The sequence below is a fragment of the Achromobacter sp. GD03932 genome, assembly GCF_029839485.1.
Classification (GTDB): domain Bacteria; phylum Pseudomonadota; class Gammaproteobacteria; order Burkholderiales; family Burkholderiaceae_B; genus Achromobacter; species Achromobacter bronchisepticus_A.
In genome coordinates this window covers 206,162-219,415 of the sequence record NZ_JAOCAT010000007.1, presented here as the reverse complement: position 1 = coordinate 219,415, position 13,254 = coordinate 206,162, and the positions used below count along the sequence as shown (strand labels likewise).

General features: G+C 66.5%; 12 protein-coding genes. 5 read left to right on the top strand and 7 right to left on the bottom strand.

Annotation, left to right across the window (positions count from 1 at the left end; genetic code table 11):
- Positions 1 to 462: HU family DNA-binding protein (locus N5C88_RS09330; RefSeq protein ID WP_280015218.1), on the bottom strand; the 462-nt coding region annotated here is incomplete at its 3' end.
- A gap of 304 nt (positions 463 to 766) precedes the next feature.
- Between N5C88_RS09330 and N5C88_RS09325 the strand changes: the two genes are divergently transcribed.
- From N5C88_RS09325 to N5C88_RS09310, 4 genes are all read left to right on the top strand, one after another.
- Entirely contained in the window at positions 767 to 1,927 is a 1,161-nt protein-coding gene (locus N5C88_RS09325; protein ID WP_118934668.1) for a D-alanyl-D-alanine carboxypeptidase family protein, read from the top strand.
- 12 nt (positions 1,928 to 1,939) lie between these two features.
- Entirely contained in the window at positions 1,940 to 2,488 is a 549-nt protein-coding gene (locus N5C88_RS09320) for a hemerythrin domain-containing protein (protein WP_118934666.1), read from the top strand.
- Positions 2,489 to 2,569: 81 nt separating this feature from the next.
- Positions 2,570 to 3,442 (top strand): phosphonopyruvate hydrolase, encoded by an 873-nt coding sequence (locus tag N5C88_RS09315; protein ID WP_118934664.1) that lies wholly within the window; start codon positions 2,570 to 2,572, stop codon positions 3,440 to 3,442.
- A 128-nt stretch (positions 3,443 to 3,570) separates the two neighbouring features.
- Positions 3,571 to 5,328: a SulP family inorganic anion transporter gene (locus N5C88_RS09310; protein WP_059371751.1), complete on the top strand. Its 1,758-nt coding sequence runs from the start codon at positions 3,571 to 3,573 to the stop codon at positions 5,326 to 5,328.
- A 19-nt stretch (positions 5,329 to 5,347) separates the two neighbouring features.
- On the opposite strand, the gene N5C88_RS09305 is transcribed toward N5C88_RS09310, so the two are convergent.
- The 6 genes from N5C88_RS09305 to N5C88_RS09280 form a co-directional block, all read right to left on the bottom strand.
- Positions 5,348 to 6,112, bottom strand: a complete 765-nt coding sequence (locus N5C88_RS09305; protein WP_059371752.1) for an ABC transporter ATP-binding protein — start codon at positions 6,110 to 6,112, stop codon at positions 5,348 to 5,350.
- Entirely contained in the window at positions 6,109 to 7,998 is a 1,890-nt protein-coding gene (locus N5C88_RS09300) for an ABC transporter permease (protein ID WP_280015217.1), read from the bottom strand. The genes N5C88_RS09305 and N5C88_RS09300 overlap by 4 nt, the downstream gene beginning before the upstream one ends.
- Positions 7,998 to 9,221: an ABC transporter substrate-binding protein gene (locus N5C88_RS09295; protein WP_059371754.1), complete on the bottom strand. Its 1,224-nt coding sequence runs from the start codon at positions 9,219 to 9,221 to the stop codon at positions 7,998 to 8,000. Before N5C88_RS09295 ends, N5C88_RS09300 begins: the two co-directional genes overlap by 1 nt.
- Before the next feature lie 180 nt (positions 9,222 to 9,401).
- On the bottom strand, positions 9,402 to 9,569 hold the full coding sequence (gene rpmG, locus N5C88_RS09290) for a 50S ribosomal protein L33 (RefSeq protein WP_003810296.1): 168 nt from the start codon (positions 9,567 to 9,569) through the stop codon (positions 9,402 to 9,404).
- 37 nt (positions 9,570 to 9,606) lie between these two features.
- Complete coding sequence (rpmB, locus tag N5C88_RS09285) at positions 9,607 to 9,843, bottom strand: 50S ribosomal protein L28 (RefSeq protein WP_006385639.1); 237 nt, start codon at positions 9,841 to 9,843, stop codon at positions 9,607 to 9,609.
- A gap of 368 nt (positions 9,844 to 10,211) precedes the next feature.
- Positions 10,212 to 11,411 carry a Bcr/CflA family multidrug efflux MFS transporter gene (locus N5C88_RS09280; protein ID WP_262480430.1) on the bottom strand — a complete coding sequence of 400 codons (1,200 nt, stop codon included), beginning with the start codon at positions 11,409 to 11,411 and terminating at the stop codon, positions 10,212 to 10,214.
- 155 nt (positions 11,412 to 11,566) lie between these two features.
- On the opposite strand from N5C88_RS09280, the gene N5C88_RS09275 reads away from it, so the two are divergent.
- Complete coding sequence (locus N5C88_RS09275) at positions 11,567 to 12,829, top strand: class I SAM-dependent methyltransferase (RefSeq protein WP_280015216.1); 1,263 nt, start codon at positions 11,567 to 11,569, stop codon at positions 12,827 to 12,829.
- The last annotated feature ends 425 nt before the right edge of the window (positions 12,830 to 13,254 follow it).

The following is a 13,254-nucleotide window of genomic DNA, read 5'->3' as shown; positions in this document are numbered from 1 at the left end:
GGCGTCCTTCAGCTTCTTGAGCGGGCGAACCTTCACCTTGACCGAAGCCGGCTTGGCGGGGAACCAGCGCTCTTCACCGGTGAACGGATCCTTGCCGAAGCGCTTGGCCTTGGCGGGAACCTTCTGCACGGCAACCTTGAACAGGCCGGGCAGCGTGAATTCGCCGGCGCCCTTCTTGTCCACGGAACCCAGCACCGAGGTTTCCAGGCTGGCCAGGACGGCCTTGACCGACTTGGCTTCAACGCCGGATTGCTCAACGATGTAGGCGATGAGCTGGGTCTTGTTCAGAGCAGCCTTGATGGCCTTGGGGGCAGCAGCGACCTTCTTGGCGGCGACGACCTTCTTGACGGCCGGCTTTGCAGCGGGCTTCACAGCGGGTTTGGCAGCAGTTGCCTTCTTTGCGGGCGCCTTGGCGGCGGGCTTGGTGACTTTCTTGGCAGGAGCTTTTGCTTTCGTGGCCATGGTCAAAATCCGTATGTTGAGGTCATGGAGCAGCGCGTGCCGGGTATCGGCGTTTGACGCTACGCGGCCGATGATAGCGGAAGAGTGGCGATTAATGCGGTTTTCTAGCGGGTTTTTGGCCCTTGTTTGTTGTTTTCGACACAGAAAGTGCTTTGTAGAAGGGCTCCAGCAAGATGTCGTGACATTCATCGCGCATCTTTTCAAATGCCTGCGGCACTGAACCAACTGCGTCGAGCGTGTTCCAATTGCGTGCCCTGCGCGAGACCCGCGCGGGAAAAACCAAGCATGGAAGCGAAGCAGTTATATGTTGATGAAGAAGTTGGCGGCGAGCCTGATCGTCGCGGCCGCGTGCATGTCGGGCGCCGTGGCGCAAACGGTGCCCGCGCCGGCCTTGTCGGCCAAGGCCTGGCTCTTGCTGGACGAGACCAGCGGACAGGTGATCGCGTCGCATGCGGCGACGACCCGCATCGAGCCAGCGTCCCTGACCAAGATCATGACGGCCTACGTGGTGTTCGAGGCGCTCAGCAAGAAAGAGCTGTCCGCGGCGCAAATGGTCACGGTGTCGACCCGCGCCTGGAAGGTGCCGGCGGGCAGCTCGAAGATGTTCCTGGAGCCTGGCTCGAAAGTGTCGGTGGACGATCTGTTGCGCGGCCTGATGATCCAATCGGGCAACGACGCGGCCATCGCGCTGGCCGAGGCCGTGTCGGGCAGCGTCGAGGCCTTCGTGGCGCGGATGAACGAAACCGCCGCCAGGCTCGGCCTGCATGCCACGCATTTCGCCAGCCCGCACGGCCTGCCGGATCCCGGGACCTACTCCACCGCCAGCGACCTGTCCGTGCTGGCCACGCGCTACATCCGCGACTTTCCCCAGCTCTACAAGACCTACGATTCGGCCAAGCATTTCACGTACAACAAGATCACGCAGCCGAACCGCAACCGCTTGCTGTGGCTGGATCCCAGCGTGGACGGCCTGAAGACCGGGCACACTGAATCGGCCGGCTTTTGCATTGTCGCCACCGCGCAGCGGCCCAACGGCGCTGACCAGCGCCGCCTCATCACGGTGGTGGTGGGCACGGCGTCGGACAAGCTGCGCACGCAGGAAAGCCGCGAGTTGCTGGAGTGGGGCTTTCAGGGGTTCAATACCATCAAGCTGTACGCGCGCGGCCAGGCGGTCGCCACGCCCGAGGTCTGGAAGGGCGAGCAGGACAGCCTGAAGGCCGGATTCGCGCGCGATGCGTACGTGACGGTACCCGCGGGCGCCAAGGTCGAACCGGTCTGGACGCCGCAAGATCCGCTGATTGCGCCGATCGCGGCCCAGTCCGCAGTCGGCGCGGTGCGTGTGCTGGTGGACGGCAAGCCCGCCATGCAGTTTCCGGTGGTGGCGCTGGAACCGGTGGCCGAGGCCGGATTCGCGGGACGCGCGTGGGATTCCATCCGCTTGTGGTGGCGTGGCCACGCCGGATAACGGAGGTGTGCGATGGCGGTGAGCTTTCCTGGAGGTCCGGCCCCGGCGCCGGGCGCGGATGATCCCTTGGCATTGCTGTCGGCCTGCCACGGCCGCATTTCCCGCCAGTGCGCGACCTTGGGACGCCTTGCCGCGCACCTGCCGGTGCATGGCAGCGACGCCGCGGCGCAAACCGCGGCGGCCAGCGTCATGCGCTACTTCGATACCGCGGCTGCGCACCACCACGAGGACGAGGAAGAGGACCTCTTCCCGGCCCTGATCGAGTCCATGGCCGGCTCCGACGCCGTCTGTCTGCACGCGCTGGTGGACGGTCTGGTGGCCGAGCACCGGCAGCTGGCACAGCGTTGGGAGCCCTTGCGCCGGGTGCTCGCCGAGATCGCGGCGGGCCGCCAGGCCGATCTGCCCCCGGGGCAGGTGCAGGACTTCACCGATGCCTACGCCGCGCATATCCAGCGTGAAGAAAGCGAACTGCTGCCGATGGCGGCGCGGCTGATCCCGGACGATGCGCTGGCAGGCATCGGGCAGGCCATGAAGGCGCGACGCGGCGGCGAGGCCGGCTGAAGTTTCGGGCAACGCGGGAATTGGCGCTACGATGGCCGCAGCCGGCGCGCGGCGCGCCGGGTTTTCGCCTACCTGCCCGCCATGAACAGAAACGCCCGTTTCCGCCAGAAATTGCAGGATCCCAGCCTGATGCACGCCATGTCGGCGCACAACCCGCTGTCCGCCAGGCTGGCGGCGGAAGCCGGGTTCGATGCCATCTGGGGCAGCGGCTTCGAGCTGTCGGCCAGCTATGCCGTGCCCGACGCCAACATACTCTCGCCCTCGCAGCATCTGGACATGATGCGGGCGATCGCCGCCGCGGTGGACGTGCCCGTCATCGCCGACATCGACACCGGATTCGGCAACGCGATCAATGTCGCGTACATGGTGCCGCAGTATGAAGCCGCGGGTGTGTCGGCGGTGGTGATGGAGGACAAGACCTTTCCCAAGGACACCAGCCTGCGCGCGGCCGGCAGGCAGGAACTGGTGCGGGTCGAGGAATTCCAGGGCAAGATCGAAGCCGCCTGCGGCGCCCGCCGCGATGCGGATTTCTGCGTGATCGCCCGGACCGAGGCCCTGATCGCGGGCGCTGGCGAGCAGGAGGCGCTGGCCCGCGCCCGCGCGTATGAGGCCGCCGGCGCGGATGCCATCCTGATCCATTCCAAGCAGAACACGCCCGACGAGATCCTGTCGTTCGTGGCCGCATGGCAAGGGCGCGCGCCGCTGGTGCTGGTGCCTACCGCCTATCCCCAATTGCGCGAAGCCGATATCCAGGCGCTGGGCAAGGTGGGCCTGGTCATCTATGGCAACCACGCCATCCGCGCCGCGGTGGGGGCGATGCGGGATGTGTTCGCCCGCATCCGCCGCGATGGCGGCATCCACCAGGTGGACGCGGCGCTGCCGGCGGTCAAGGAGATCATTGCGCTGCAGGGCGACGCCCATATGCGGGAGCTGGAACGCCGTTACCTGAAGTAAGCGGGACGCGTTGCGCGCAAGGGGCGCTAGCGATTACGCTAGGCGACCCGCCGCCAGCCCTGTGCGCCGCAGGCGGAATCAATCAGAAAGCAGATGCCGAGGGACAAGAAAGAATGATGCAGGGGGGGATGAGCGTCGCGCGCCGGTTGTTCGGCTCGTGGGTGGACGAGGTCAATGCGCGGACCTTGCGCGCGGATGCGACGGCGGGCCTGCTGGGCGCGCTGCTGGTGCTGCCGCAAGGCGTGGCGTTCGCCATGCTGGCGGGCCTGCCGCCCGAGTACGGCCTGTATTCCGCCATCGTGCCCTGTATCGTCGCGGCGCTCTTCGGGTCCAGCCGCCATGTCATGTCGGGCCCGACCAATGCCAACTCGCTGGCGCTCTATGCGGTGTTGACGCCGCTGGCGGTCGCCGGCAGCCAGGGCTACATCCAGCTGGCGCTGGCCGTGACCGTGCTGGTCGGGCTGATGCAATGGCTGGTGGGTACGCTCAGGCTGGGCTCGCTGGCGCATTTCATCTCGCCATCGGCGCTGTTCGGCTTCACCAGCGGCGCGGCCCTGCTGATCGCCGTGCATGCGCTGAAGGACGCGCTGGGCATGCCGGCGCCGGACGCGCACGGCGCGGGCGCCTTGCTGGCCAGCCTGGCCGCGAATCTGGCGCAGGTGCACTGGGGCGCCTTGCTGGTGACGCTGACCACCCTGGCCGTGGCGCTGCTGGTGCGGCGGCTGGACAAGCGCAAGCCCTACATGCTCGCGGGCCTGGCGGCGGGGGCGCTGGCGGCCGCCGCCTTCAACGCGCTGACCGATGGCGCGCCGGTGTCCGTGCTGGGCGCGCTGGCCCAGCCCTGGCCGCCTTTCCATATTCCCAGCGTCGATTGGCGCGCCTTGCCCGAATTGCTGAGCGTGGCCTTCGCGCTGACCATCGTGGCGTTGGCGCAATCCATCTCCATCGCCAAGGCCGTGGCGACGCGTTCGGGCCAGCGCATCGACGCCAACCGCGAGTTCGTGGGGCAGGGGCTGTCCAATATCGTGGGCGGATTCTTCTCCTGCTACCTGTCCTGCGGGTCGCTCAACCGGTCCATTCCCAACTACGAGGCTGGCGCCAAGACGCCGCTGGCGTCCGTGTTCTCGGCCCTGCTGCTGGTGGCGCTGGTGGCCTTGTCGGCGCCGCTTCTGGCCATGATCCCGCACGCCGCGATTTCCGGGCTGCTGCTGCTGGTGGCCTGGACCCTGTTCGATATCCCGCGCTGGCGGCAACTGATCCGGACCCAGCGCGGCGAAGCGGTCATCGCCGCCGCCACGCTGACCGCCACCATCACCATACGCATGGAAGTGGCGATCCTGCTGGGCACGGTGTTGTCGCTGATGGTCTATCTGCACCGCACTTCGCGGCCCGCAATGCGCACCATGGGCTTCGATACGCGCGGACTGGAGCGGCGCTTCGTGGTGCTGGAGCATGCGCAGGACGCCTTGCCAGAATGCCCGCAGTTGAAGCTGCTGCGCATGGAGGGCTCGGTCTATTTCGGCGCCGCCACGCACGTGGCGCAGCGCCTGCACGAGCTGCGCGCGGCCCCGGGGGCGCCGCGCCATCTGCTGGTAATGGCCAAGAGCATGAACTTCATCGACATGGCCGGCGCGCAGGTCTGGGAAGACGAGCTCGCCGCCAGGCGGGCCATGGGTGGGGACTTGTATTTCCACCGCCCGCGGCCGGAAGTGCTGGACATGTGGCGCCGCACGGGCTTTCTGCAGCGCCTGGGCGAGGACCATGTCTTTCCCGACAAGGCGACGGCGCTGCATACGATCTACGCCAAGCTGGACCGAGGCATCTGCGAGGGATGCCAGGCCAAGATCTTCTGGGAATGCCAGCCCAACGGGCTGAGGAACGACTGAGGCCGCGTGCGCGGCCGGCTCAGGCCGGCTGCGGCGCTTCCGTGCCCAGATAGGCCGCGCGGACCCGCTCGTCGGCCGCAATCTGCGCGGGCTCGCCCTCGGCCAGCAGGCTGCCGCGCACCAGCACCGCGATGCGGTCGGCATGCTTGAAGACCACGTCCAGGCTGTGCTCGGTGAACAGGACCGCAATGCGCTGGGTGTCCGCCAGCGTGCGCGTCAGCCGCATCAGCGCATGGCGTTCATTGGTGGCCATGCCCGCCGTGGGTTCGTCCATCAGCAAGAGGCGCGGCTGGTGCGCCAGGGCCATCGCCAGTTCCACCCGCTTGACGTCACCGTAGGCCAGCGTGCCGCAGTGCTCCTGCGCCTTGTCCGCCATCTGCACCTGCGACAGCAGCGTCATGGCCTCCTCGGCCGCGTGCCGGGTGGCCCGGCGCCAGGGGTTCAGCAGCAGCCGGTCGCGCGACAGCAGCGCCGTCTGCACGTTTTCGCGCACCGTCATGGAGCGGAAGGTGGCGGCGGTCTGGAAGGTGCGCCCCACGCCCAGCCGGCAGATCTTGCCCGCCGACAAGCCCACCAGTTCGCGGCCGTCCAGCAGCACCGAGCCCGAGTCGGGCCGCAGTTGCCCGCCCAGCGCGTTGAAGCAGGTGGACTTGCCGGCGCCGTTGGGGCCGATCAGGGCGAGCATCCGGCCGGCTTCCAGCGTGAATGACACGCCAGCCAACGCGTCGATGCCGCCGAACGATTTGCGCAGTTCGCGGACTTGCAGCAAGGGGGCGGTATTCATGCGCGCCCCCTGTTCCAGCGCGCGGCCAGGCGCGCGGCGGCGCCGGCCAGCCCCTCGGGAAAGGCCATGACCAGGGCCAGGATGGCCAGCCCCAGCACCGCGTGCCAGTACTCGGTGCTGCGCGCGGCGGCATCCTGCAGCCAGGTGTAGGACGCCGCGCCTACGAGCGGGCCGGCCAGCGTCTGCAACCCGCCCAGCAGCACCATGACCAGTCCGTCCACGGAGCGGCTCACGGCCAGCGTGTCGGGCGCTATGCTGCCCTTGGAAAACGCGTAGAGCGAGCCCGCGAGGCCGGCGGCAAAGGACGCGGCCACGAAGCCCGCCCATTGCACGCGCCGGGTATCCATGCCCAGCGCCTCGGCGCGCAGCGCCGAATCGCGCACGCCCCGCAGCGCATAGCCCAGCGGCGAGAACGCCAGGCGGCGCAGCCAGGCGATGCCGGCCACGCACAGCGCCAGCGTCAGGTAATAGAACCATGGGCCCTGGGCGAGCCAGGCCGACGGCCACAGCCCGATCAGGCCGTTGCTGCCGCCCGTCACGTCATCCCATTGATAGGCCAGCGCCCAGAGGATCTGCGCCACCGCCAGGGTCAGCATCGCCAGGTACACGCCGGACAGGCGCACGCAGAACCAGCCGAACAGCAGGGCGCCGAATGCGGCGGCGAAGGGGCCCAGCAGCAGCGCCGCTTCCATCGGCACGGCCGCCAGCTTCAGGAGCAGCGCGGCGCCATAGGCGCCCAGGCCGAACCAGGCAGCATGGCCGAACGAGGTCATGCCGGCCAGTCCGGTGAGGAAATGCAGGCTGGCGGCAAACAGCGCGGCGATCAGGATTTCGGTCAGCAGGATGCCCAGATAGGGGCTGTGCGCGGCCGCCACCGGCGCCAGCAGCAGGAGCGCCAGCAGCGCGCCATAGGCCAGCCGCAGCCCGCGGCCGGCCGGGGCGATCGGGCGCTCGGGCGCGGCGGCGTGCGCCGCAGGCTCGGGCGGCTTGCCCAGCAGGCCCCAGGGGCGCACGACCAGCACCACGGCCATCACGGCGAATTCCGCCAGCAGCGTGAGTTTGGACAGATTGAAGAGCCAGGGGCCGATCTGCACCTGCCCCAGGAACACGAACAATGCCTTGATCGAGCAGATCAGCAGGGCGGCGAGGAAGGCGCCGGGAATCGAACCCAGGCCGCCCACCACCACCACCACGAAGGCGCTGGCGATGATTTCCAGGTCCAGGCCCAGGGTGGCGGGCACGCGCGGCGCCGCCAGCGCCCCGCCCAGGCCGGCCAGGAACGCGCCCAGGGTGAATGCCGAGGTGAACAGCCAGGCCTGGTTCACGCCCAGCGCGGCCAGCATCTTGCGGTTCTCCGCCGCGGCCCGCAGCAGCCGGCCCCAGCGGGTGCGCATCAGCAGCAGCCACAGCAGGCCCAGCACCACGGGGCCGGCGGCGATCAGTAGCAGGTCGTACTCGGGATAGCGCCGGCCCAGGATCTGGACTGCGCAGGACAGGCCGGGGGCGCGCGCCGCGAACAGGTCTTCCGGCCCCCAGATGGCCAGCGCGGCGTCGCCGATGATGAGCACCAGCGCAAAAGTCGCCAGCAGCTGGAACAGTTCGGGCGCCTGGTACAGGCGCCGCAGCACCAGCCATTCGGCGGCCGCGCCGATGAGGCCCGTGGCCAGCGCCGCCAGCAGCAGCCCGGCCCAATAGCCCGCGCCGTCGCCGAAGTAGTTGGTGAAGGTCCACGCCAGGTAGACCCCTAGCATGTAGAAAGAGCCGTGCGCGAAGTTCACCACGCGCGTGACGCCGAAGATCAGCGACAGGCCGGCGGCGACCAGGAACAGCGCGCTGGCGTCCGCCAGCCCATTGAGCAGCTGCAGCAGCAGCCCGGACAGGCTCATCAGTGCGCCGGACGCATCTTGCGCACTTGTTCGTCAGGCGGCTGCAGGCGGGCGCCGTCGATGTAGGCGAAATCCTTCATGATGCCCTTGCCGTCTTCCACCGCGGTCACGCCCACGTACACGCCCATGGTCGACTGGTGGTCGATCTTGCGGTACTGGATGGGGCCGTAGGGCGTGTCCACCTTCAGGCCCGCAAACGCGTCGACCAGTTTTTCCGTGTCCACTTCGCCCGCCGCCTTCAGGCCCTGGGCGATCGACATGAGGGACGCGTAGCCCACGACCGAGCCGACCTTGGGCGTTTCGTTGTAGCGCTTCTTGTAGGCTTCGACGAAGGCGTTATTGGCCGGGGTGTCGATGGCGTACCAGGGGTAGCCGGTGACGATCCAGCCGGTGGGCGTGTCGGCGCCCAGCGGCTCCAGGTATTCGGGTTCGCCGGACAGCACCGACACCACGGCGCGGTTCTCGAACAGGCCGCGGGTATTGCCTTCGCGCACGAAGCGCGTCAGGTCGGCGGCGAACAGCACGTTGAAGATCGCGTCGGGCTTGGCGTCGGCCAGGGCCTGCACCACGGCGCCGGCATCGACCTTGCCCAGCGGCACGGCCTGCTCGGCGACGAATTCCACGTCGGACTGGAACGAAGTCATCATGGCCTTGAAGGTGGCCACGGCGGACTGACCATATTCATAGTTGGGATAGACGATGGCCCAGCGCTTCTTGCGCAAGGCCAGCGCCTTGGGGGCCAGCGCCGCCACGTGCATCCAGGTGGAGGGGCGCAGGCGGTAGGTGTAGCGGTTGCCGTCCTGCCAGGTGATCTTGTCGGTGAGGGGTTCGGCCGCCAGGAAGAACACCTGCTGCTGCTTGGCGAAATCCGTCAGCGCCAGGCCGGTATTTGAAAGAAAGCCGCCGAACAGCAGCTCGACCTTTTCGCGGGCCAGCAATTCCTGGGCCGCGCGCACCGAATCGCCGGGGTTGCCGTTGTCGTCGCGCGAGATCACTTCCAGCTTTCGGCCCAGCACGCCGCCGCTTGCATTGACCTCTTCCAGCGCCAGCTGCCAACCCTTCTTGTAGGGGCCGAGGAAGGCGGGGATGGCCTTGTAGCTGTTGATCTCGCCGATGCGGATGGGCGGCTCCTTGTCCTTGGCCGAGGCGGCGGAAGTCAGCGCCAGGGCCAGGAGTGCCGGCGCCACGGCGCGGCGCAACAGAGTGAGGCAGGGACGGAACATGTCAGGTATCGCGTGGAGAAGGAATCTGGCGCCAGCAGGCGCGGCGGATGACAGCGGCCCAATTGGAACATGGGCCTTCGCCCCGGGGCAATAGACAGGCGCGGCGCGCAGCGCCCGCCCGGAAACGAAAAAAGGCCCTGCGGTGCAGGGCCTTTTCGTCTTGCGGGAAAACCGGCTGAATTACTTCAGCTTGGTTTCCTTGTAGTCAACGTGCTTGCGAGCGACCGGATCAAATTTCTTGATCAGCATCTTCTCGGGCATGTTGCGCTTGTTCTTGGTGGTCGTGTAGAAATGACCCGTGCCGGCAGTCGACTCGAGCTTGATCTTTTCGCGGATACCTTTGGCCATGTCGTGCTCCTAGTATGTAGATTGGCGGGGAGGCTGATTAAGCCAGTTCGCCGCGGGCACGCATTTCGGCCAGCACGGCGTCGATGCCGTTCTTGTCGATCGTGCGGATGGCCTTGGCCGAAACACGCAGGCGGACCCAGCGGTTTTCGCTTTCAACCCAGAACCGGCGCGATTGCAGGTTGGGCAGGAAGCGACGCTTGGTCTTGTTGTTCGCGTGCGAAACATTGTTGCCCACCATCGGGCCTTTGCCGGTCACTTGGCATACGCGTGCCATGGATGCACCTCTTTAGGTCGTTCTTTTGCGCGCATCGCTTGGGGGGTAGACAGGGTTTTAGCCGCCGGGCTGTAGAGGCTTCGTACGCTGCTGCTGTACCTTGCCTAAGCCGGCCACCCAGTCTTAGTGGATGAGGGGGGATCGGAATGGCCATCAAAGCCCAGTCTGGTCCGCCCCAGTGCTTATACCCGCTGCCTGCCACCCGCTGAATTCTTGTAAGAACTTCTGGAAATCCCGGAAGGAATCGCCAGACATCGCGCGGTTGGGGTCAGAGTGCTGAACTACAAAGCATAGTAGTTCGGCACGGGAAACTTCATGTGAAGACTTAGATTCTAATATGAAAAGCCTAATTAAATCAAGCGGCGACGCTATGTGGTGTGCGATTGCGCCACGCGGCCCGAGATCCAGGACAGGCAGGCGCAGGCCGCCAGCGTGGTCGTCAGGGGCAGGGCGCTGTCGGTCTGCCAGGCGCTGACGGCAAAACCGGCCAGCGCGCCGCAGGACAATTGCAGCGTCCCCAATAGTGCGGAAGCCGCGCCCAGCCGCTTGCCCTGGTCCGCCAGCGCCAGCGCCGCCGAGTTGGGATTGACGAAGCCCTGGCTGCCCATGTAGCAGATGAGGCACAGCATCAGCAGGGGCAGGCTCATCCAGCCGGCCAGCGTCAGCGCGACCGCCGCCAGGCTGGCGCAGGCCAGCGAGGTCAGCGCGCGGCGCTGCAATTGGCGCGGCGTGTAGGCGCGCAGCAGGCGCGCGCTGATCTGCGAGCAGATGATGAGCGACAGCGCGTTGGTGCCGAACAGCAGGCCGTAGTACTGGGGCGGCACGCCGTAGAGTTCGATGAAGACGCGCGGCGAGCCGATGATGTAGGCGAACATGCCAGCCTGGCCGAAGCCGCCGGCCAGGCTGTGCGCCATGAAGCCACGGTGCGCGAACAGGTCGCGGTAGTTGCGCAGTATGGTGTGCCAGCGCAGCGGCACCACGCGTTCAGGCGCCAGCGATTCCTTCATGATCAGGATGACGGCGGCCATCAGCATCGCACCGCCGGCCAGCATGACCCAGAACAGGCTGCGCCACGAGGTGATTGCCAGCAACTGGCCGCCGGCCAAGGGCGCGAGGATGGGGGCGAGGCCCATGATGAGCATCAGCAGCGACATCGCGCGGGCGGCTTCATGGGTTTCGTAATGGTCGCGGATGACCGCACGCGGGATCACGATGCCGGCGGCGCCGCCCATGGCCTGCACCACGCGCCAGCCGGTCAACGCTTCCACCGATCCGGACAGTGCGCACCCCAGCGAACCGATCATGAACAGCGTCAGGCCGACGAGCAACGGCGGCTTGCGGCCGTAGCGGTCGGCCATGGGGCCATAGAACACTTGCACCATCGCCAGGCCGATCAGGTAGGCGGCCAGCGTGCGTTCGACGTCGCCGCGGGACACGCCCAGGTTTGCCGCGATCGTGGGGAAGGCGGGCAGGTACATGTCGATGGCGAACGGACCGATCGCGGTCAGCGCGCCCATGAGTATCAGCCAGCCAGGCAGGCTGCTGCGGAAAGACTGTGAAGGGGGCATGTCGATTGCGGGGTAGCGCAGTGGCAGGGCCCGGATGCGGTTTGTTGCACGGTTTGGGCCAAGTAAACGACTGTATCACGGGCAACCTTACAAGCAAATTGCAAGTTTTTTCCGATAAAGTCATTGCGGTCCGTACGTATTCCAGAGGAGAAGTCGTGAATCCTTTGTTGTCTGTTGTGGAACGCAAACTCCAGGCCCTGCCGGTCCCGGTCCAGCTGGTTCTGCCCGACGGCGCCGTGCTGGGGCCGCCCGAACCCCGTGTTCGTTTCGTCACGCACGACAAGACTGCCCTGGCGCATCTGGCCGAAGGCGCGGTGGGCGTGCTGGGGCAGGATTATGTGGAAGGCCGCATCGACATCGAGGGCAATATGCGCGATGTGATGGCCGCGGCTTCGGCGCTGCTGCCGGGGTCGCCGGTGGACGCGGCTCGCGGCGGCTGGCTGACCGAGCTGGTGCGCAAGGTGGTGTCGGTCTGGCGCCATTCGGTCGAGCGCGACGCCAAGCAGATCGAATTTCACTACGACCTGTCGGATGACTTCTACGCCCTCTGGCTGGACCCGCGCCGGGTCTATTCCTGCGCCTACTACCGCGAACCGGGCATGACGCTGGCCCAGGCCCAGGAGGCCAAGCTGGACCACATCTGCCGCAAGCTGCGCCTGCGTGCGGGCGAACGGTTCCTGGACGTGGGGGCGGGCTGGGGCGGCCTGCTGCTGTGGGCCGCCGAGCATTATGGCGTGGACGCCACCGGCATCACCCTGTCGCGCAATCAGCATGCCCATGTCAGCAAACTGATCCAGGAGAAGGGGCTTGCAGGCCGGGTCCGCATGGAGCTGCTGGACTACCGCAAGCAGGACGAATCCGCGCCCTACGACAAGATCGCGTCGGTCGGCATGTTCGAGCACGTGGGCCGGGCCCAGCTCGAAGGCTATTTCGCCAAGCTGCGCCGCCTGCTCAAGCCTGGCGGACTGATCATGAACCATGGCATTACCGCGGCCGGCGTCTACAACGCCGAGCTGGGCAACGGCATGGGCGAATTCATCGAGAAATACATCTTCCCGGGCGGCGAGCTGACCCATGTCAGCGTGGTGATGGAAACCCTGACCAACGGCGGCCTGGAAGAGGTGGACGTGGAAAACCTGCGGCCGCATTACGCGCGCACCCTGTGGGCCTGGAGCGATGCGCTGGAGGCGCGCCTGCCTGAAGCGGCGCGCATCCTGGGCGGCGAGCAGGGCGAGCGTTCGCTGCGCGCCTACCGGCTGTACCTGGCTGGCTGCGCCATGGCGTTCGAGCACGGCTGGATTGCGCTGCACCAGATCCTGGGACAGCACCCGGCGACAGGACGCTCCGACGAGCTGGACAATCCGCCGGACCTTGCCTACCCCTGGCGCCGGGATTACATGTACGCCAAGAACGAGTAGCGGCCGGCAGATGTCCGCAGGATGGTCGATTTCAATGGAATTGGCGACGGAAAACTGTCCGAAACGCGTCCATCCGCTGGCCGGAACCGCGATTTCCGGCCCGTTTGAAGCGGCTAAAGCGTATGGATATGAATTTATTATTTACTGAATGTATCTCTTCGTCTGAATCAAAATCCCCTAGGTAAAGTCGCTGTTTCACTCCTTGCGCTTGCGGGTAATCCCGGACCATTTTTTCGGGAAATGTATCTGATTCATTCCGGGGTGGGGTTGGGTTGAGCATCAATTTCGTTTAAGATGCTGGCTTCTTCGTTCAGTTTGTTCACTTTCTGTGGGTTTTCAAAAACTGCGTTTTTGAAGCTCCTGTCTTGCAAGATGCCGCACCCTCGCGGACCGTCTTGTTGCTAGTGTCGGTTTGTATTGGCGGT

Coding starts and splice junctions, on each gene's coding strand:
- N5C88_RS09325 (WP_118934668.1), top strand. CDS start 767: ATGTTGATGAAGAAGTTGGCGGCGAGCCTGATCGTCGCGGCCGCGTGC.
- N5C88_RS09320 (WP_118934666.1), top strand. CDS start 1,940: ATGGCGGTGAGCTTTCCTGGAGGTCCGGCCCCGGCGCCGGGCGCGGAT.
- N5C88_RS09315 (WP_118934664.1), top strand. CDS start 2,570: ATGAACAGAAACGCCCGTTTCCGCCAGAAATTGCAGGATCCCAGCCTG.
- N5C88_RS09310 (WP_059371751.1), top strand. CDS start 3,571: ATGAGCGTCGCGCGCCGGTTGTTCGGCTCGTGGGTGGACGAGGTCAAT.
- N5C88_RS09305 (WP_059371752.1), bottom strand. CDS start 6,112: ATGAATACCGCCCCCTTGCTGCAAGTCCGCGAACTGCGCAAATCGTTC.
- N5C88_RS09300 (WP_280015217.1), bottom strand. CDS start 7,998: ATGAGCCTGTCCGGGCTGCTGCTGCAGCTGCTCAATGGGCTGGCGGAC.
- N5C88_RS09295 (WP_059371754.1), bottom strand. CDS start 9,221: ATGTTCCGTCCCTGCCTCACTCTGTTGCGCCGCGCCGTGGCGCCGGCA.
- rpmG (WP_003810296.1), bottom strand. CDS start 9,569: ATGGCCAAAGGTATCCGCGAAAAGATCAAGCTCGAGTCGACTGCCGGC.
- rpmB (WP_006385639.1), bottom strand. CDS start 9,843: ATGGCACGCGTATGCCAAGTGACCGGCAAAGGCCCGATGGTGGGCAAC.
- N5C88_RS09280 (WP_262480430.1), bottom strand. CDS start 11,411: ATGCCCCCTTCACAGTCTTTCCGCAGCAGCCTGCCTGGCTGGCTGATA.